The organism is Flavobacterium psychrophilum (genome assembly GCA_001708385.1).
Lineage (GTDB): Bacteria > Bacteroidota > Bacteroidia > Flavobacteriales > Flavobacteriaceae > Flavobacterium > Flavobacterium psychrophilum_A.
On record CP012388.1, the window covers coordinates 406,262 to 427,057 of the forward strand.

Below are 20,796 nucleotides of genomic sequence, written 5' to 3' on the forward strand. Positions count from 1 at the left end.
AATTCTTCGCTTTGAAACTTTACCTCTATGCATTACTTTTGCACTATGGAAGTGAAAATGAATGCCGATGAACTGCGCTCCTTTCTTGACGAGAAAGTACTACAATACAATACTAAAAACTTTATAGACAGTGATCCTGTACAAATACCCCATCTTTTTACCCTAAAAGAAGATGTGGAGATTTCAGGATTTTTAGCTGCGACCATTGCGTGGGGTAACCGTAAGATGATCATCAACAATGCCAAAAAGATGGTAACACTCATGGGGAATAGCCCATATGATTTTATTATGAATCATAAAGACCACCATCTGGATGATCTGGAAGGTTTTGTTCACCGTACATTTAATGCTACCGACTTTACTACATTTATAAAAGCCTTGCGTCATATATATCAGAATCATGGAGGCCTTGAAGCTGTATTTGCTAAACACCAGCAGGAACAGGGTATGCAGAAAGCTATTCATGAATTTAAGAAAGTATTCTTTGAAATTGATCACCAACACAGGACGCATAAACATGTTTCTGATCCATTAGTGGGTTCGGCAGCGAAGCGGATAAATATGTACCTAAGGTGGATGGTTCGTAACGACAGTAATGGCGTAGATCTTGGAATCTGGAAAAGCATCTCCTCCGCAACACTTTCATGCCCATTGGATGTACATTCCGGGAACGTTGCAAGAAAACTCGGGATACTAACCCGAAAGCAAAATGATGCTAAAGCGCTACATGAGCTTGATACCCAATTGCGTTTGATGGATAAAGCCGATCCGGTTAAATATGATTTTGCCCTTTTTGGGTTAGGTGTTTTTGAGGGATTTTAAACTTTGTAAAGAGATTTTATTTTATCTTCATTCAAACTTTTCGAAAGATCAACAAAATAATCCAGCTGCCACTTTTGAGTTTTCTTTGCCTGTACATTTTCTGTTATATCCCAGAAAGGATAAACACGGATAGCGCGTTTGCCGTCTTTACAAGCGGTTGTGAAAATTCCTTTTTTTAATAAAATCGACTTCGGAAATATAAACTGTCCGTAATGATTATCAGACCTGACAGAGATTATTACCAGATCTATAGCGTCCGTAGCATCATAAGGCATAATTGGGCCGTCTCCTAACCTCTTCCATAAGGTAACAAACTGACCTGTTTTCTTCGGTGTGATTTTGGCAGACCTAAAAAGTACCTTTGAACCATTGAGATCAAAAGTAAAGGCATCATATTCGGTACTTTCTTTTTCAGCTGCAGGATTTTCAAACAAAAATCCGCATCTGTCATAAACCAAAGATTTTGTCAGGAAAGGTTCTGAAAGAACTTGCATTATTTTGGAACGTGAGCTGTATTTACATTTAGCTTACTCTTATTGCGTCCATATATAAAGTAAATGACCAGGCCTACAAGTAACCATAGCCCGAACCATTTCCAGTTAGAAAGCTCCATACCCGTTAGCAGGTAACAACAAGAAACAAGTCCTAACAGTGGTATGAGAGACAGATTTTTAAGGATGGACAACACCGCCATGATGATACAAAATACAAAGAAAACAACCATTGTTACATTTGCTGTAAGCGCATCACTATTACCTGTAAAATCAAAACTATCTGTAAAGAAACCGGGGAAAGCATAATGAATAATAGCTACTGAAACAGCAAGCAACGCAGGGAAGATAAATTTAGAATTAATATAAGGTATCCTGAATTTTCCTTTTGTTTGTCTTTCTGCAATCTCTGCCTCGCTCTGCGGTGATAATACCAAAACTCCACCACAAACCAATACAAACGCGAATAAAGTACCTATACTTGTAAAGTCGAGTACAAAGTTTTCATCAGTAAAAAATATAGGTAAACCAACAACAATACCTGTAATTATAGTAGCAAATCCCGGTGTCTTATATTTAGGATGTATCTTGGAAAACTTCTCGGGCATAAGGCCGTCACGGCTCATTGTCATCCAGATACGTGGCTGACCAAGCTGAAACACAAGCATAACACTGGTCATAGCTACCACAGCTGCTACAGATACTATAAATAGCATCCATTTAACGCCTTTTAGTTTAAATATCTCGGCAAGCGGATCACTAACACCTAATAACTCGTAAGAAACCATTCCTGTAAGCACAAGTGCAAGGATAATATACAATACTGTACAAATTACCAATGAATAAATCATACCCCGTGGTAGATCACGCTGGGGGTTTTTAGATTCTTCCGCCAGTGTCGACACTGCATCAAAACCTATATACGCAAAGAAAACTGCCGATACACCGGCCATTACACCACCAAAACCGTGCGGCATAAAAGGTGTCCAGTTTTCTATATCAACATAAAATATACCTACAAAAATAATAAGCACTATGATTAGCAGCTTAACAATAACCATAGCATTACTAAAGTTCTTAGACTCTTTAGTTCCGCGGTATACAAGGTAAGTAATAAGGATATTGATAAGCAATGCCGGAAGATCAAATATAATTCTTAAACTACCTATCATCGGTGCGGTTTGCCATGCAAAAAGCCCCTCACCTGCTTTATTTACCGTAAAGGCTTCGTGTGCCGCATGGTAATTTATAGTAAGCCATTCCGGAAGATGGATATGGATCGCTTCAAGCAAATTTGTAAAATAACCACTCCATGAAAATGCGATATAGATATTACCTATAGAATACTCCATAATAAGTGCCCAGCCAATGATCCATGCAAATAATTCACCGAAAGAAACATAGGCATAAGTATATGCACTACCCGAAACCGGAACTCTTGAAGCAAACTCTGCGTAACACATAGCAGTAAAACCACAAGCAATCGCACACATAATATAAAGCAATATAACACCAGGTCCGCCTGAAAAACAGGCATTCCCGATAGCACTGAAAGTACCTCCGCCAATTATAGCTGCTATCCCGAAAAAGGTTAAGTCGCGTACCGTAAGTACTTTATTAAGTCCGGAATGTTCTCCGTCGCCACCCTGTTGAACAATTTTTTGAATTGACTTTTTCCTGAATAAATCTTTAAATGCCATCTATATGATTATTATTAGCTGCATTTATAATGCATATAACAAATATAGAAACTTAATCTAAAAAAGCACGACTACAATCTACAAATGCTATAGCAACTATGCGTGACACATAGGAATTTTCTATATACTCATAAGCAATTATGATAAATGTCATAAGATGAAAACGGTAATTATACCTATTTTTGTGACAGTAAAAAGAATATTCATTTAAATCATACATCTATGTCTTTAGTAGGAAAAAAATTTCCAAACCTTGCAATTGATGCTATTTCAGAAATGGGCGACAACCTTAAAATCAACATTTTTGAAGAAGCTGTAAATAATAACAAAAAAGTTTTATTATTCTGGTATCCAAAAGATTTCACATTTGTATGCCCAACTGAGCTTCACGCTTTTCAGGCTGCTTTAGGTGAATTTGAAAAAAGAAATACAATTGTAATTGGTGCTTCATGCGATACTAACGAAGTTCACTTTGCATGGTTAAACACAGCAAAAGATAACGGTGGTATAGAAGGTGTAACTTACCCTATACTTGCAGACACAAACAGAAACCTTGCAAACATTCTTGGTATTCTTGATATCGAGTCTTCTGAATATAATGACGAAACTGATTCTGTAATCCTTACAGGTTCTAACGTTACTTACAGAGCAACTTACCTTGTAGACGAAACAGGAAAAATTTTCCATGAAAGTGTTAACGATATGCCACTTGGCCGTAATGTGAACGAATACCTAAGATTAATTGACGCTTACACTCACGTACAGACTAAAGGTGAAGTTTGTCCTGCTAACTGGGAAGAAGGAAAAGAAGCAATGACAGCTGACCGCGACGGTGTAGCATCTTACCTTGCTACTAACTAATAAAAAACAAAACCATGTTACAAGAACTTGAGAAGGATAATTTAGCAGAAATCGTTGCCGGTAACAAGGTAGTAGTAGTACAATACTCTGCCGGATGGTGCGGAAACTGCAGGATAATGAAGCCAAAATTCAAAAAAATGGCTACAGAGAATGAGAATGTAACATTTGTTATTGCCGATGCTGAGAATTTTCCTGAATCAAGGAAACTTGCCAGGGTAGATAACCTGCCAACATTTGCAACATTTAGAAATGGAACACTCGTTAACCAGGTACAAACAAATAAAGTAGAAGTTTTAACTGATTTAGTCAATGAAATTACCAGTAATTAAGCATTTAACTCAATTTATTGAGGATAACGACCAGGATTATATTATAGAAACCCTTGATGTGCTTGAAGCTATGGTGGAAATCCCTTCGTTAAAAGACGAAGAGCTGGATGTTATAGGCGAGCTTATCTCTAATATGTATGGCGCGCTTGAGGTAAACAAAATGATTAAAGACGGAATGGACAAAAAAGAGGCCCTTAACAGCTTTATGATGCGTGTTTTAGGTGCTATAGATAAATAACCCGGCTTCACTCACTTTACATATATCCAAAACGCTTCCGGAAACGGGAGCGTTTTTTTATTTATTTTTACTAAAATTAATAATTCAAATGAGAATCCTTTCTTTCATAATATTTCTTTTATTATCGGCTTGTACTTTAAATGCGCAGGCTTATTCAGATATGATCAATCTGTCGTATGGAGAACATAAACAACAAACACTGGATTTATTCCTTCCAAAAAAGTTCAACAAACAAACACCTTTGATCATAATGCTTCACGGCGGTGCGTGGGTAATGGGCGGCAAAGAGTATACCGATAAAACTTCGAAAAACCTTAGGAACAGAGGCTTTATTGTAGCTAATGTAGATTATAGATACGTAGATGCCGACACGCATGCTAAAGATTTATTGAATGACATAGATAATGCAATTACTTACCTTCAAAAAACCGGCGTTGAAAAAGGATTCAGCACGAAAAATCTACATCTGGCAGGTATAAGTGCAGGCGCTCATTTAGCTCTATTATATGGTTACACTACACAAAAAAATATTTACTCCATATCGGTACTCTGCCCACCCGTCCGACTCGACAATACAGAGGAACTAAAAAGACTGGCTACTATAGGGCTGCTTCAAAATGTTGAATATCTGGCAAATTCAAAATTTGAAAATCAGGCAGATAAACGCTTTACAGATGTAAGTCCGTATTCACATATTAAAAACATCCCCACCCTCTTGATACACGGCAATAAAGACGACCTTGTTCCGCATGAACACTCTGTATTCCTGTATAACAGACTTCAGGAGAAAAAGGTTAAAACAAAGCTTGTAACCATGGAAGGCAAAGGTCACGATGCAGGAATGAATCAGCCGGATAGTGAAGAAAAAGTTTTAAAAGAAATTACCAACTGGATTAAAACCAACCTTTAATGCATTTATATATAAAAAATATGGTCTGCCCACGTTGCATTACAGCAGTTCGCAATGAACTTGAGCAGATGCACCTTAATATAACTTCAATAGAACTTGGTGAAGCAGAAATCGCCAATGACCTTTCTACAGAAGAACATAAAAACCTGGAACAATCATTAAAAAAAATAGGCTTTGAACTCATCGGCGACCGCAAAAGCAGGATGATAGAACAGGTAAAAACAGAAATCATTTATCTTGTTCATCATTCCGAGGAGGTAATGAAGACTAATCTTTCGGCTTGGCTTTCTGAAAAAATTAATTACGACTACACGTACCTTAGCAATCTGTTTTCTGAAGTTGAAGGAACTACCATCGAAAAATATTATATAGCGCAGCGCATTGAAAAGGTAAAAGAGCTATTGGTTTACGATGAGCTATCGCTTGCAGAAATTGCCAATAATCTTGGATATAGCAGCCCGGCATATCTTTCAAGCCAGTTTAAGAAAGTTACAGGCCTCACTCCCACCTTTTATAAGTCAATTAAAGAAAAGAAGCGTAACAACATAAATGACCTGTAAATGTTATTAGCTTTTCTAAAAATTACATATGTGCTAATGAATAGTTTATTCCGAAATTTGTTGTGTACATTAACAAGCATATTTGCTTTACAAAACAAAACAAAATGACACATACATATAACGTAACCGGAATGACCTGCGATGGCTGCATATCTAAAGTTAGCTTTTTACTTAAGAAAACGCCTCATGTAACCGATGTAGATGTTAACCTTGAGAAAGGCGAAGTTTCGGTAACTATGGACGAACATATTACTACAGCTACATTACAGGAAGCACTAAAAGATTACCCAAAATATCAGCTAAACGGGCAGGGTAACTATCATGCAAAACAAGAGAAAAACATCTTTGCAGAACAAGCCAAAGAAAGCAGAAGCTGGATTGAAACATATAAACCTATAGTATTGATATTTGGATATATATCTATCATATCTTTAATAACAGCTTCAGTACCAGAAAATTTCAGTACAATGACATTTATGCGGGTATTCATGGCCGGATTTTTCCTTTTATTTTCTTTCTTTAAAATACTTGATCTAAAAGGTTTCGCCAACAGCTATTCTATGTACGATATCGTAGCCAAACGATTTAAGGGATGGGGCTACATCTATGCGTTTTTAGAACTTACACTCGGACTTGCTTTTGCTTTAGATTTTGAACCAGTACTTACAAATGCTTTTACTGCTCTACTTATGACTGTAAGCCTTATTGGAGTGTTACAAAGCGTACTTAATAAAAAGAAAATACAATGTGCCTGCCTCGGCGCTGTATTTAACCTACCAATGAGTACTGTAACAATTATAGAAGATGGATTAATGATAGCTATGAGCATCGCAATGCTTTTTATGTACTTATAAAGATATTCAATCTACACAATATCAAACGCTTCCAAACCGGAAGCGTTTTTTTATTTACAGCACCATATTTATAATGTATACCAATGTAGAAATTCTTACTTTTGCTTTTCTAAAACAAATCACATAAAATGGCTAATATCACACTTGGCGGAAATCCCGTTACTACATCAGGCGAACTACCTCAGACAGGAACTCAGGCACCTGATTTCAAACTTGTAAAAACAGACCTTTCCACTGTTTCTTTAGCAGAATTTAAAGGTACTAAGTTGGTACTTAATATATTTCCAAGTGTAGACACGGGAACTTGCGCTGCATCGGTACGCAAATTCAATGAAAAAGCTGGAAATCTGGAGAACACAAAAGTATTATGTATTTCACGCGACCTGCCGTTTGCACAAAACCGTTTTTGTGGTGCTGAAGGATTAGAGAACGTTGTTAGCCTTTCTGATTTCAGGGATGGAAACTTCGGTGAAAACTACGGGCTTACAATTACAGATGGTCCTCTGGAAGGATTGTTATCGAGGGTTATTGTTGTTATCGATGAAAATGGTACTGTAAAATATACAGAACAGGTTGCAGATATTAAAGATGAACCTAACTACGAAAGTGCCCTTGCAGCACTATAATATAACCTGCATATTTTAATGAAAGACAACAGGTTTGTTAAAGGAAGAATGAAGAGTGTTGAGTACTCGGTTAAGGGAGCTTTTAAGCTTTTAACAACCGAGCATAGTATAATGGTTCAGTTTGCTATAGGAATCGCTATGACAATAGCCGGTTTTTATTTTAATATTTCTTCAACCGAATGGATGTTACAAATACTGGCTATTGGGATAGTTCTTGCAATAGAAGGGCTTAACACGGCCGCTGAAAAGATAGCTGACTTCATTCATCCTGAATATCACGAAAAAATAGGGTTTATAAAAGATATAGCCTCCGGTGCTGTATTTTTCGCTGCTATGGCTGCTATAGCTATTGGCGGAATTATATATTACCCTAAAATTGTGATGCTTTTTTAAATTTATTGATATTTTTACATCGCGATACTTATTATAAATGGCAAAGAGCAAAAAAGAGACAGCAGGAAAAACTGCAGAAAAACCAACTACCGAAAAGAAAAAATGGGCTTTATCCCGTCAGCATAAAGTACTGATAGGCGTATTGTTTTTTCTGTTTTCGATAGCATTGCTATTATCTTTTATTTCGTATTTCCTGTATTGGGATTTTGACCAAAGTACACTTGCTTCTTTTAACGATAGAAATCAGGCTGTACAAAACTGGCTTGGCAAGTTTGGTGCTTCTTTAGCCGATTTCTTTCTTTACAAAGGATTTGGTGTTGCGTCATTTATATTAATCCGCTTTTTCTTTTTAACGGGGGCATATCTGGTATTAGACCTTCCGGTGAAAAAACTCAAAAAAACATTATTTTGGGATTTATTCCTTGTAATAATACTTTCTGTCCTCTTTGGATTCTTCAATCCTTATCTTCCAGAACTTGGAGGTGTTATAGGCTTTGAAATGAATCTTTTCATGCAGGATTATCTTGGTAAAATCGGTACCATACTGGTTATTGTATTTGGTCTTTTCATCTTCCTGATTTTCAAGGTCAAAATGTCTCCTGATGCTATTAAAACTTTCTTTGAAAGCAGGCAAAAAGAGGAAAGTGAAGAAGAGGAAAAAGTGACTGAAAACAGGCAAAATATCCCTGTGGTCGCTCCTACTCCAATTCAGGTTCAAAAACCTGCTGTTACTCCTCAGTCTAAATTATCGAACAAAATTGAGGACGAGGATGATTTTATTGACGATGAAGATGACGAAGAGCTAAACAATATCGAGCTTAAGACGATACCTACACCTACACCTACACCTACACCTACTCCTCCTCCATCTCAGTTTGAGATTAACCGTGAGTCGTTAAAACCAACTATTTCTAATTCATCAGAAATTAAACTGGATCTTGGCAAACCAAAACAACCTGAGCCTGCACCTATTCATGAAAAAATAGAAACAGGGGATGAAAATTTTGTCATTGAAAAATTTGAAGAGGAGGCAACTGTAGAAGAAAACCTTGCGGCAAGGCTTGTTAAGGATTTTGGAGAATTTGACCCTACCCTGGAACTTTCAAATTACCAGTTTCCTTCTATAGAACTTTTAAAAGATTACTCTTCGGGTGGTATAACTATCAATCAGGAAGAATTAGAAGAAAATAAAAATAAAATTGTAGAGACACTACGTAACTACAAAATTGATATTGCACAAATTAAGGCAACTGTAGGCCCTACGGTTACACTATATGAAATTGTACCAGAGGCAGGTGTGCGTATATCTAAGATAAAAAGTCTTGAAGACGATATAGCACTTTCGCTTTCCGCTTTAGGGATACGTATTATTGCCCCTATTCCCGGTAAAGGAACTATAGGTATTGAGGTTCCGAATAAGAACCCAACTATGGTTTCTATGAAAAGCGTAATTGCCGCTCCTAAGTTCCAGACTGCAGAAATGGAATTACCTATTGCTTTAGGAAAAACCATCTCTAATGAGACATTTGTTGTTGATCTTGCCAAGATGCCCCATCTTCTTATGGCGGGTGCTACAGGTCAGGGTAAATCAGTTGGACTTAATGCTGTACTAACATCGTTATTGTATAAAAAACACCCAGCCGAAGTTAAATTTGTACTGGTTGACCCTAAAAAAGTTGAGCTTACGCTTTTCAATAAAATAGAAAGACATTACTTAGCGAAGTTACCTGATGATGGGGATGCCATTATAACTGATAACACGAAGGTTATCAACACACTAAATTCTCTATGTATAGAGATGGACAACCGTTACAACCTTCTTAAGGATGCTATGGTTCGAAATATAAAGGAATACAACGAAAAATTCCGTCACAGGAAATTAAATCCTGAAAATGGACACCGTTTTCTTCCGTACATTGTCCTTGTTGTAGATGAGTTTGCCGACCTTATTATGACAGCCGGTAAAGAGGTTGAAACTCCTATTGCCCGTTTAGCGCAGCTTGCACGTGCTATTGGTATTCACCTGATTATTGCTACACAACGTCCGTCTGTTAACGTTATTACAGGTATTATCAAAGCTAACTTCCCGGCAAGGATTGCATTTAGGGTAACATCTAAAATTGACTCCCGTACTATTCTTGATAGTCAGGGTGCAGATCAGCTTATTGGTCGCGGAGATATGCTATACACACAAGGTAACGACCTTACACGTGTACAGTGTGCTTTTGTTGATACTCCCGAAGTTGAAAAAATAACTGAATTCATAGGCTCTCAAAAAGCATATCCGCAGGCTTATCTCCTTCCTGAGTATTTTGGAGAGGAAAGTGGCATCAATCTTGATATAGACATATCCGAAAGAGATTCGATGTTCAGGGACGCGGCAGAGGTAATTGTTACAGCTCAACAGGGTTCGGCATCACTATTGCAGCGAAAATTAAAATTAGGCTACAACCGCGCCGGAAGGCTTATTGATCAGCTTGAAGCAGCAGGTATTGTTGGCCCTTTTGAAGGCAGTAAAGCACGAAGTGTAATAATCCCCGATCTCGCATCTCTTGAGCAATTTTTCAAAAATGAAGAAAATAACTTTTAGCATGCGCACTTTTTACGGGATATCAATAGCTCTGTTTTTAATTTTTACCACTGCCTTACAGGCACAAAATGCCGAGAAGGCAAAAGGATTACTGGATCAGGTAACCGGCAGGGTAAAAAGCTATGATAATATATCTATTGACTTTAAATATTCTATGAGCAACCCAAGGAAAAACCTGAATCAGGAAAGTAAGGGTTCTGTTGTGCAAAAAGGCAATCTTTATGTTTTAGACTTTATGGGAACCACCCGTATTTTTGACGGCAAAAAGATATACAACATCGTTCCGGAAGACGAAGAAATTTCTATTTCTAAATATGACGATCAGAAATCAGACGATCTTACCCCTGCTAAAATGCTTACCTTTTACAATTCGGGATACAAGTATGCCTGGGATATATTACAGAACATTAAAGGCAGGAAGATTCAGTATGTAAAACTTACCCCTATTAACGCTAAAGATCAGACTAAGGAAGTACTTATAGGTGTAGATGTTCAGACAAAGCATATCTATAATTTTATACGTACAGAGAAAGATGGAACCAAAATAATTATAACCATAAATTCTTTCAAAACTAATCAGCCTTTGTCAAAAAATCATTTTACCTTTACAGAGAGTAAATACCCTAATTACTATATTAATAGATTAGACTAATTTTTTGGTGAAAATATTAGACCGTTATATCCTAACCTCGTTTATTACGACATTTGCATCGGTATTTGTTATCCTGTTTTTCATTTTTGTATTACAGGGCATCTGGCTGTTCATCTCTGAACTTGCAGGCAAAGATCTGGACATTTGGCTTGTACTTAAATTCCTTACTTTTTACTCTCCTAAGATAGTTCCATTGGTATTGCCTTTGTCTATACTATTGGCTTCCATCATGACTTTCGGAAGTTTCTCAGAACATTACGAGTTTGCCGCGATGAAATCATCGGGTATTTCTCTTAGCAGGGCTATGAAAGGCCTTACCATATTTATATTTGGACTTAGCGTTGTTGCCTTTTTCTTCGCCAACAATGTTATTCCGAAGGCAGAGTATAAATTTATAAACCTCCGTAAAAATATTATACAGCGAAAGCCTGCAATGGCTATAGTTGCCGGTCAGTTCAACGCTATTGGTAACTTTAATATCAAGGTCGATAAAAAATCCGGGGACAACGATGAAAAACTCACAGGGGTCACCATTCATAAACGGGTTATAGGAAGTCCTAATGTTACAATTATACGTTCTAAAACAGGTTTATTAAAAAGTAATGAAAGCTCTAACTTGTTACAGCTTGAACTTTTTGACGGCTATTATTATGAAGAAGTAAGCAGTAAAAAACCATCTGATCGTTTAAAGCAGCCTTTTGCAAAAAGTAGCTTTACAAAACAGATCATGAACATAGATCTTACCATGTTAAACTCAAACGACATGGACGATGAAAAAATTGCACACACCAACACAATGCTTAATATCAGTGAATTATCATACACACTCGATTCACTTGAAAGCAGTTATGTGAGAGAGTCAAAAAGTATAGCCGATAACGTCTCGCAACGTTTTAATAATGTGTTGCAAAATCAGTTTACACATAAACTGGCTGATAGCATAAATACTATAAAGAAGGACAGTCTTCCGAAAAATCTTCTGAACCTGATTAAGACCAATGAAGATAAAACGCGTATACTGGATGTTGCAACAAACAACATAAGCAGTGCGGAATATCTTATGAAATCCGGTAAAGACCAATTATATGACAGAACTAAAAATATTAACGGTCACTGGCTGGCGCTGTATGAAAAGTTTGTTATCGCCTTTTCATGCCTCTTGATGTTCTTTATTGGTGCACCGCTTGGAGCTATCATACGCAAAGGTGGATTAGGCCTACCTATTGTATTTGCAGTATTAATATTCATTATTTTTCACTTTATAAATACATTCGGTAGAAAGCTTGCGGGTGAAAATGGTATCCCACCATTCTTAGGCTCATGGATGTCATCTTTTGTTTTGAGTCCACTAGCAGTAGTATTGACTTACAGGGCTACTAATGATCTTGACGTAAGTATAAGTTTTGATTGGCTTACATCTCCTATCAAAAAATTATTTGTAAAAGATAAGAGCGACGAGCAGCCTAAGATTAACCTAGATACAGTACGTATTACCGACTCTGAGGAATGGATTGGCTTAAAAGAAATGACAGACGATGCATTAATACACATCGTTAAAAACTCAAGACAATTAGGGCACACAAATGAGTACAGGAAGAAAGCATTAAAAATACTGGAAGGAAGAGATATACTTCAGGACCAGCTTAAGGAAGATAATAATCTATACGATCTTTACTATCTTAAATCTGAGTTCCTTTATAATAAATTTAAAATTTCAGCCAATACGGCGTTAGCGGCATATATTATTCTAATAGGGCTCGCCCCTTTAATCACTAAAGCTAAAATGGGTATAATTTTACCTGCGCTTATATGCCTTGCTATTTTTTATATCACTGTATTCAAGGCAGCACAAAGTATTAGCCGTACGGGAAAAATATTGAAGGAAAAAATCAGTATAGGATTAATCCTGAATATGATACTGGCGTTACCTTTTTACCTTATACTATATTTCTACAATAAGACAGCGCTTAAGAAAACACTGGCGCGACACAATTATAAATTTTAAAGACAGTTAACATGTCAGCTATCGAGATAAAACTTAATACAATAGAAGAAGCTATAGAAGACATCCGCAATGGTAAAGTTGTGGTTGTTGTTGATGATGAAGATCGTGAGAATGAAGGAGATTTTATTGCAGCAGCAGAAAAAGTTACTCCCGGGATGATCAACTTTATGGCTACTCACGGACGTGGACTTATATGTGCACCTTTAACAGAGGCGCGTTGTAAAGACCTTGACCTTCACATGATGGTTACTAACAATACTGTATTGCATGAGACTGCATTTACAGTGTCTGTTGACCTTATAGGGCATGGATGTACTACAGGTATATCTGTACACGACAGAGCAAAAACTATTAAGGCTTTAGTGGATGACACTACAAAGCCGGAAGATTTAGGGCGTCCTGGTCATATATTCCCTCTAAAGGCAAAACAAGGTGGTGTGTTACGCAGAACAGGCCATACAGAAGCTGCTATTGACCTTGCAAGGCTTGCGGGATTTAAACCTGCCGGAATACTTGTAGAAATTTTAAATGAAGACGGTTCTATGGCGCGTTTGCCGGAACTTTACGAAGTTGCTAAAAAATTCGACCTTAAACTTATTTCTATAGAAGACCTTGTTGCATACAGGATGCAGCACGACAGCCTTATACAGAAAAAAGAAGATTTTGAAATAGAAACCCGCTTTGGTACATTCCGTTTAAGAGCTTATGTTCAGACGACAAATAAACAGGTTCATTTTGCACTTACAAAAGGTAGCTGGAATATTGGCGAGCCTGTATTAACTAGAATTAATTCGACACAGGTTAACAGTGATATTTTAGGTACGTTAACCAATGATGCCGACAGAAAGCTTGATAATATGTTCCGTCGTATAAATGAAGAAGGAAAAGGCGCTATCTTATTTATCAATCAGGAAGTACAGCCTTCGGAATTATTAACACGCATAAAAGAATTAAAAGAGTTACAGTCTGAAGGAATAACCAAAGCTCCCCAGGTAAAAATGGACGACAGGGATTTTGGTATTGGTGCGCAGATTTTACACGATATAGACATTTGTAAAATTCGCTTGCTTACAAATTCCGGTCAGACAAAACGTGTTGGAATGATCGGTTACGGCCTTGAAATAACAGAATACACTGAATTTTAGAAAAAAGTTTCATCCTTAAAGTTAAGGTAATGAAATGTTTATAAAATAGTATGCGATTTACTGCGATTTTAGTGTAAATAGTTTTTGGCAAAACCAAAAACCTTGCTATATTTGCAACCGCAATAAGGAACTTACTTATTGTAACACATACTGGAGGAATGGCAGAGTGGTCGATTGCGGCAGTCTTGAAAACTGTTGACTGTAACAGGTCCGGGGGTTCGAATCCCTCTTCCTCCGCTAAGCTTAGAAAGCTTCAAATTTTATAAGCCTTTAAATAGAAATATTTAAAGGCTTATTTTTATTTTATATATCTTTTCGAAACCTTGAATTTTAAAGGCTAATCAAATAATGCGGTAAATAGTTACGTGTGTTTTTTCTTTGGAATTGTTCTATTTAAATTGATTTCTAGCAGATTAAATATCTAAATTAATGACATTTTTCTTTACTTAAAATTTATATTGAAATAACTATGACAAGTGTTTGGAAATAATAAAAACCTTACTATATTTGCAACCGCAATAAGGAACTTATTGTAACACATACTGGAGGAATGGCAGAGTGGTCGATTGCGGCAGTCTTGAAAACTGTTGACTGTAACAGGTCCGGGGGTTCGAATCCCTCTTCCTCCGCTAAGCTTGAAAGCTTCAAATTTAAAAGCCTTTAAATAGAAATATTTAAAGGCTTTTTTTATACATTAAAATTGATTGATATAAATTTATCAAAGCGTGATTTTCTTTTTAATCCCAAAAAAGTAAACATCCTTACCACTAATCCCGTAAAGTTTCTCATCGACAATCTTTACCGAAAAATCAGAAGGCTTAACTTTGTATAGTTTTTTTAAACCCTTGCTCAAAGTATTTACAAAGTAGACGTTATTCCGGTCAAAAGCGTAATACGCATGACTTTGATCCAAATGAAAACTATCAAAACATCCCGGTACCGTCTTAAAGGTAGTTATATCCACTTCCGCTTCCTTTTTACCCTTAAAAAATAAGTTATTGTTATCCTTGCCTATATTCTGCCAAAGTATACTGAAGGAGTCGGCATCAGCATCTTCTACATACTCGGTAATAAAGAAAACTTTTTGGCCATCCCGCAAGTAATATTCATTATACTTTTCTGCCTTGCTGAAGTCATAAGGAAGAACTTTATTATACCAGTAATAGTCATTCCCATCATAGCCAATTCCGTCGGCAGCGTTAACTACTTTAAAAGTTTCGGGATTTGCATTTTCGAGGACAGAAGATGTACACATATAACTGCTAACATAAACATGGTTTTTATCCTTAAAATAAAATGTTTTTTCTTCGAAAGCCTCTATTAATTTAAACGAATTGTAATCAATTGTTTTTCTAAGGCTGGTAAATGTTTCTGAATCATGATATAAAATACTCTTGTCGATAAGCCTGAAGCCATGTCCTAGATCTTGCATGTAATTGATATTTTAAACGTTTTACAAATTTCACAGTTAGATATATAAAAGCAAATTGCTTATAAAACTTTTAACAACGAAAGGATAAAATTAATAGAGCCTTTAAATAATAAATATTTAAAGGCTCGTATTTAATGTAATGACGGATAATTGAGCTTATTCAACAATTAGTTTCTTTATCGCCGATTTATTTCCAAGATATACTTTCACAATGTATACGCCTTTCGACAAACCTTCAGTGTGAATTTCATTCTTAGTCGTTTCAAGTATTTTACTTCCCAATAATGAATAAACTTCAATTTTTGATATCGCTGAAACTTTAGACTCAACATAAGCGATATCCTTTGCCGGATTGGGATATAATACTAATGCATTATTAAGCTCAGGATTATCTGTTCCCATAATACAATCATCGCCTACAGTATAGCTAACATATTCAGTAACAACTAACCCTCCCGCATAGGCAAATTTAACAGCATACGATATCGTTTCACCAATAGTCTGCCCTGTAAGAGTCTGCGAGAATTTAAGACCTGAAACATTAGTCATCGGTATCTCTGCAAACGGTGTTTCCTTCCATAAATAAGCAACTACGCCTTCTTTATCTGTATCTAGCATTTCGAAAGTGATGGTAACATCAGTTCCCGAAGTTTTAAATGCATAATTATATCCGGTTGAAAAAGTGCCTTGCTGCACTTCAGAACCTGTTCCGGAACAATCTGTGCTGTCATCTCCAATAGTGGTTGCTTGCAACACAATAAGATTAACAACTTTATTACCTGTAACATCACCGGCATCAATAGTAAAACTGTACGATGTTTGCGGAGTAAGATTATTTATAACAACTGATTTTTGGACTCCTGAAACACCATTAATGGATGTTGAGTTTTCACCATATGCTATATCATAAACAACGCTTCCTGAATTATCGGTTGCCTTAAGCACCAATTCTACTGACGTTGCTGTTATAGCTCCAACCGAAGCTGTAAAACCTGATGGAGCGTCGGTGTCAGTTCCACCTTGATTACAATTACTACCGACAACGTAGCTTATGTATTTTGTTACCGAAAGCCCTCCTGCATAAGCAAATTTAACGGCATAATTAATGGTCTGCCCTAATGTCTGACCACTTAATGTTTTAGAAAAAGTCGAGCCCGAAACATTATCCATAGCTGTTTCTGTAAATGGCGACTGCTGCCATAAAAATGCTACAACTCCCGTTTTGTCTGTATCAAGTAATGCTATTTTAATTGTAACATTAGTGCCAACTGTTTCAAACGTTGATTCATAACCTACAGAAAACGCCCCTTGTTGCGCTTCACTGGCTGTTTCGGTACACGACATTACCTGTGAAACAGATAGATTAACTACCTGAGAGGTTGCCTGAGCCCCACCACTGTCAGTAGCTACCGCTGTTATACTATGGTTTCCTACACTGGCTGTTGTCCAGTTAAAATTATACGGAGCCGCAGTGGCCTCCCCTATTTTTACAGTTCCATTGTAAAACTCAACTAGAGTTATTGTACCGTCTAAATCACTAACCGTTGTATTAATGCTAATTGGAGTTCCCTGTATGTAAGAATAGCCATTTACAGGAGATGTTATAGACACAGAAGGTGCAGCATTTCCTGAAGCTGAAACAATGATGAAGACTTCGTCTGTTGCGCTGTAGGTTCCGTCGCTTACAGTTAACTTACATTTATAAATACCCACAGCTAAATTGGAAATGGCTGGTGATACAGCAGTAGCATTACTGAAATTTATTACTGATGGCCCATAAACTTGTTCCCAGCTATATGTTATAGGCTGCCCTTCAGGGTCATTACTTAATGAGCCGTTTAGCGTAGCAGTTGCAGCAGGTAATACAACCACAACGTTTTGCCCTGCGTCCGCAACCGGTGGAACATATGCTAAAGGCGAAGCGAATGTAAAGTTCATAGTACCGAGGTTAAATTCACCATTAGTCACAACCAACCGTAGTATATGTTTGCCTTTGGTAAGGGCAACATTATTTACCGTTTTATTTACCCATGTCCCCCAATCACCTGTAGTTGGTAAAACAACATCAGGGCTTATTGCAGCGCCGTCAATTTCAAAATGAAAAGGCCCACCACCACTTGCATTTCCCGAAGCATATCTTAAAACCACGTTATACAATCCTGAGTCTTGAACATCAATTGTATATTCCATCCATTCGCCAGAAGTTATCCATCCAACAGTTGGGCCTTCCTGTGTATCTATTGCAGCATCTACATATTCGGCTGCCCGGTAGCCTCCCTGGTTATTTAACGATGAATCATTATAAGATATATTCTGCCCTATACCACCTTCAAAAACATCATAATTACCTGCCTGAATAGTACCCGGAATCTGGAAGGCTGTTGTAAAAGGCACTTGTTCACCTACCTGTACAGAAATGATATTTGTTATATTGAATTGGTCGCCTACAAATACTTTTGCATACATACCATGAATTCCTAATGCTAAATTAGCCGCCTGAATCTGGTAAGGAGCGGTTACATCTGATCCTATAGACGTTTCACCATCAAAAAATTCTACTTTAGTTATGCCACTCCCTGTAACTGTAGCAGTAAGATTTACGCTTCCGTTTGGATAAGCCTGGTAAAAATCTGACGCCAGCACACCCAAAGCATTTATATCCCTGCTTGTTTTCATTTTTCGCGCCGGTACGTTAAGTATGTATCCATCAGAAAATGTTACATCAATTGCCGATGCAGAATAATTATGTGCAACGTATGTAGTAACTCCATTATCCACAAAAGAAGCTGCTATTGGATAATCAGCGGTAACAGAAGTATTTACTCTTCCGAGTGCGTTCATTGCATGCAGCCAATGGTAAGTCTGTGCATCCGATATACCAAATTTCAATTCCCTGTCAGGATAAGAATCATATAAATTAATTGCAGCCTGCGGATCTATAAATGATAAATACTGCCAATAAGTATCGTGCCATAAATTAGCATTTGCTTCATTACTTAGTATTCCTGTTTTTGCTGAAATTTCATTCCATAGTGATTGCGCATAATCAGGATTATGACCAAGATATAGCGATCCGCCATGAATAGGATACATTTCTATACCGTATGCAGCGGCAATATCAGAAGTCCAGAATGTCTGGTTGTCATATCCGTTACCCCAAATTCTTGAAGCAATACTAAATCCATATCCCGGTTTAAAAGTTCTATGGTTTATGTCGAACCAATACTCTTCTATAGCTGTTTGCTCTGTGGTATAAATATATATACCAAGATCTCTTATAGTATTATTCTGGGTAAGCGTTCCCCAATGTATTAATGAGGAGGCAAACTGCATACTTTCGGATGTTGATTCCTGATCGTTTCCAAATGGAAAAGTAGCAAAACCATTTGCCCAGCTATGCCCAGCGTACGGACTAAAATTCCTTAAATAAGGAAAAAGCGTGTCATTTCTGTCTGTTGAAGCAGCATCACGAATCAATAAATTTATCATACCACCCCATTTTGCTGCCCATCCCGGTTCAAACTGTTCCATAAAAGCGGCTGCATGAATAAAATATCCCCAATGGAAATGGTGGTCGTTTATATTATTGTCCTGTCCGTGGCCTGCAGGATATCCTAATAGCGTCGACCAGTTACTATTATAGTAAAACAGAAAAGCAACCTCTCCCGATTCTACTTTGAGCCAGTCTTCAAGACGCGCCTTAATAGTAGCTACAATTTTATTTCTCGCTTCGGTATCTCCCATTTCGTCAGCAATCCGGGCAGTTTGTATTAGCCTGTTCATTACCTGTCCTTCGTTGTATGAATCTGTCCACTCTGCCAGTCCATCGTTTTCAATCTGAGCAATCTTGCTGTCAAGTTTAGCCGGGTTAAATCCTTCACTATAATTATCAAGATAAGGCAGCGTAGGCAGTATACCTTTAAATGTGTTTTCTACGGTAAATGTATTACCCGCAAGTGTTTTAAGTTCTCCCCTTATAGAATTATAGCTCTGTCCTGTAGGCTGTGGAGAAGCGGAATTTAAATGCGCCCATTGATGGGGTAAAAGTCCTAACAGCACTTTTGTTTCGGCACCTTCTTTTACATCCGTAGCTACCGTAAAAGTTGTAGTCAGCTTAGAGGTATTTTGATTGTAATTCCATGTAGCTGTTGTATTTGAAGGAAACACATAAGCGTACTTTTTATATTCATTGGCAACTACAGGTATATCAGTAGCACTAGGAGGCAAATATGCCAAAGACCAATAGTTTTTTCCACTTAATGTAGAAGTATACGTATTTCCGGTTTGCTGCCATGTGCTACCAACAGGTGCATAAATTGCAAAATCGGCACCCTGATGTGAGTTGGTTACAACAAGCATTTCATTGGCTATAGTAACTGTGCCTTCAATAATATCAATCTTAGCGACGTCGGCGGTATTTTTAGTAAAATAGACAAATGGCATGCCTATACCGGCTGTAGCTGTAAATGAATGAGAACTGTTAGCCCAGTTCATTGTAACAGTCCAATCGGAGTAATCCGATACAGTAGCCTGCGTAGCATTCAGGTCTGAAACTCCAACTACTATTGGTAACGCATCATCCAGGGGTTGACTGGATCCGTTTGGCGTTGAAGTTGGAACTATATAACTCACAACCAATCCCTGATTTACCGTCCGCATGGCAAGTGGATAATTAAACAGGTTAGCAGCATGGTTCTCTTTTACCAAAGAAGACCACCAGTCATTTGTTGGAACAGGTTTTCCTAAGGCGTTGCCACTAAGTTGTGGTGATCCCGATGGAAAAGAGTTTCTTCCCGCGGAATCTGCTCCGGGAAATGTTCTTGTATAACTTCCGTTACCCACCGAAGTAATCTGAGCGGAAAGCAACTGCACAGAAAATGCGATAATTAAGAAGAAGGACAACTTAATATACTTTTGGTAATTATATGCCATTATTTTTATATTTTATATTATTTAATGGTAAAAATATTAAAACATATTCAATAAACAGCACACAAACAAACTATACAGCGAGCCCAAAACAGGCTAAAACATAGCCTATTTACCTATACAATAACACTACACATATTTTCACAACCGTAGATTTTTCTGATATTTTCGCCTGGATAATTTGAGTGTTTGAATTGGAAATTATTCGATGATTTATTTGTAATAAAATGGAAAGCTGCCAATATATATTGACAGCTTT

16 protein-coding genes, 2 tRNA genes and 1 pseudogene are annotated in these 20,796 nt (G+C 37.2%); 15 read left to right on the plus strand and 4 right to left on the minus strand.

Translation table 11 applies throughout. The annotated features are described in order from the left end of the window. Window positions 1–57 precede the first annotated feature (57 nt). Window positions 58–822 carry a hypothetical protein gene (locus tag ALW18_01880; protein ID AOE54275.1) on the plus strand — a complete coding sequence of 255 codons (765 nt, stop codon included), beginning with the start codon at window positions 58–60 and terminating at the stop codon, window positions 820–822. Here ALW18_01880 and ALW18_01885 read toward each other — a convergent pair. Both ALW18_01885 and ALW18_01890 read right to left on the minus strand, forming a co-directional pair. Then, window positions 819–1,316, minus strand: coding sequence for a hypothetical protein (locus ALW18_01885; protein AOE51383.1), 498 nt, complete (start codon window positions 1,314–1,316; stop codon window positions 819–821). The two genes, ALW18_01880 and ALW18_01885, sit on opposite strands and share 4 nt — an antisense overlap. Then, entirely contained in the window at window positions 1,316–2,980 is a 1,665-nt protein-coding gene (locus ALW18_01890) for an amino acid transporter (protein ID AOE54276.1), read from the minus strand. The genes ALW18_01885 and ALW18_01890 overlap by 1 nt, the downstream gene beginning before the upstream one ends. A gap of 255 nt (window positions 2,981–3,235) precedes the next feature. On the opposite strand from ALW18_01890, the gene ALW18_01895 reads away from it, so the two are divergent. From ALW18_01895 to ALW18_01960, 14 genes and pseudogenes are all read left to right on the plus strand, one after another. Next, on the plus strand, window positions 3,236–3,874 hold the full coding sequence (locus ALW18_01895) for an alkyl hydroperoxide reductase (protein ID AOE51384.1): 639 nt from the start codon (window positions 3,236–3,238) through the stop codon (window positions 3,872–3,874). Window positions 3,875–3,888: 14 nt separating this feature from the next. Further along, entirely contained in the window at window positions 3,889–4,203 is a 315-nt protein-coding gene (locus tag ALW18_01900) for a thioredoxin (protein ID AOE51385.1), read from the plus strand. Then, window positions 4,184–4,441 (plus strand): hypothetical protein, encoded by a 258-nt coding sequence (locus tag ALW18_01905; protein AOE51386.1) that lies wholly within the window; start codon window positions 4,184–4,186, stop codon window positions 4,439–4,441. Before ALW18_01900 ends, ALW18_01905 begins: the two co-directional genes overlap by 20 nt. A gap of 88 nt (window positions 4,442–4,529) precedes the next feature. Next, the gene (locus ALW18_01910; GenBank protein ID AOE51387.1) at window positions 4,530–5,351 is read left to right on the plus strand and encodes a hypothetical protein; all 822 of its coding nucleotides are present in this window, start codon (window positions 4,530–4,532) and stop codon (window positions 5,349–5,351) included. After that, window positions 5,351–5,911 (plus strand): AraC family transcriptional regulator, encoded by a 561-nt coding sequence (locus ALW18_01915; protein ID AOE51388.1) that lies wholly within the window; start codon window positions 5,351–5,353, stop codon window positions 5,909–5,911. Before ALW18_01910 ends, ALW18_01915 begins: the two co-directional genes overlap by 1 nt. A gap of 104 nt (window positions 5,912–6,015) precedes the next feature. Beyond that, a complete protein-coding gene (locus tag ALW18_01920; protein ID AOE51389.1) occupies window positions 6,016–6,765 on the plus strand; it encodes a heavy metal transporter in 750 nt (249 codons plus the stop codon). A 128-nt stretch (window positions 6,766–6,893) separates the two neighbouring features. After that, complete coding sequence (locus ALW18_01925; protein AOE51390.1) at window positions 6,894–7,391, plus strand: thiol peroxidase; 498 nt, start codon at window positions 6,894–6,896, stop codon at window positions 7,389–7,391. 18 nt (window positions 7,392–7,409) lie between these two features. Continuing rightward, on the plus strand, window positions 7,410–7,784 hold the full coding sequence (locus ALW18_01930) for a diacylglycerol kinase (GenBank protein AOE51391.1): 375 nt from the start codon (window positions 7,410–7,412) through the stop codon (window positions 7,782–7,784). Between the two features lie 37 nt (window positions 7,785–7,821). Further along, window positions 7,822–10,374, plus strand: coding sequence for a cell division protein FtsK (locus tag ALW18_01935; protein AOE51392.1), 2,553 nt, complete (start codon window positions 7,822–7,824; stop codon window positions 10,372–10,374). Beyond that, window positions 10,355–11,026: a hypothetical protein gene (locus tag ALW18_01940; protein ID AOE51393.1), complete on the plus strand. Its 672-nt coding sequence runs from the start codon at window positions 10,355–10,357 to the stop codon at window positions 11,024–11,026. The genes ALW18_01935 and ALW18_01940 overlap by 20 nt, the downstream gene beginning before the upstream one ends. Window positions 11,027–11,033: 7 nt before the next feature. Then, window positions 11,034–12,431, plus strand: a pseudogene (locus ALW18_01945) (permease). A gap of 611 nt (window positions 12,432–13,042) precedes the next feature. Beyond that, window positions 13,043–14,176, plus strand: coding sequence for a 3,4-dihydroxy-2-butanone 4-phosphate synthase (locus ALW18_01950; protein ID AOE51394.1), 1,134 nt, complete (start codon window positions 13,043–13,045; stop codon window positions 14,174–14,176). 152 nt (window positions 14,177–14,328) lie between these two features. Beyond that, a tRNA-Ser gene (locus ALW18_01955) sits at window positions 14,329–14,416 on the plus strand. Between the two features lie 304 nt (window positions 14,417–14,720). Continuing rightward, window positions 14,721–14,808, plus strand: a tRNA-Ser gene (locus ALW18_01960). An 86-nt stretch (window positions 14,809–14,894) separates the two neighbouring features. On the opposite strand, the gene ALW18_01965 is transcribed toward ALW18_01960, so the two are convergent. Continuing rightward, on the minus strand, window positions 14,895–15,608 hold the full coding sequence (locus ALW18_01965) for a hypothetical protein (protein ID AOE51395.1): 714 nt from the start codon (window positions 15,606–15,608) through the stop codon (window positions 14,895–14,897). A gap of 156 nt (window positions 15,609–15,764) precedes the next feature. Beyond that, entirely contained in the window at window positions 15,765–20,540 is a 4,776-nt protein-coding gene (locus ALW18_01970; protein ID AOE51396.1) for an endo-1,3(4)-beta-glucanase, read from the minus strand. Window positions 20,541–20,796: the final 256 nt, after the last annotated feature.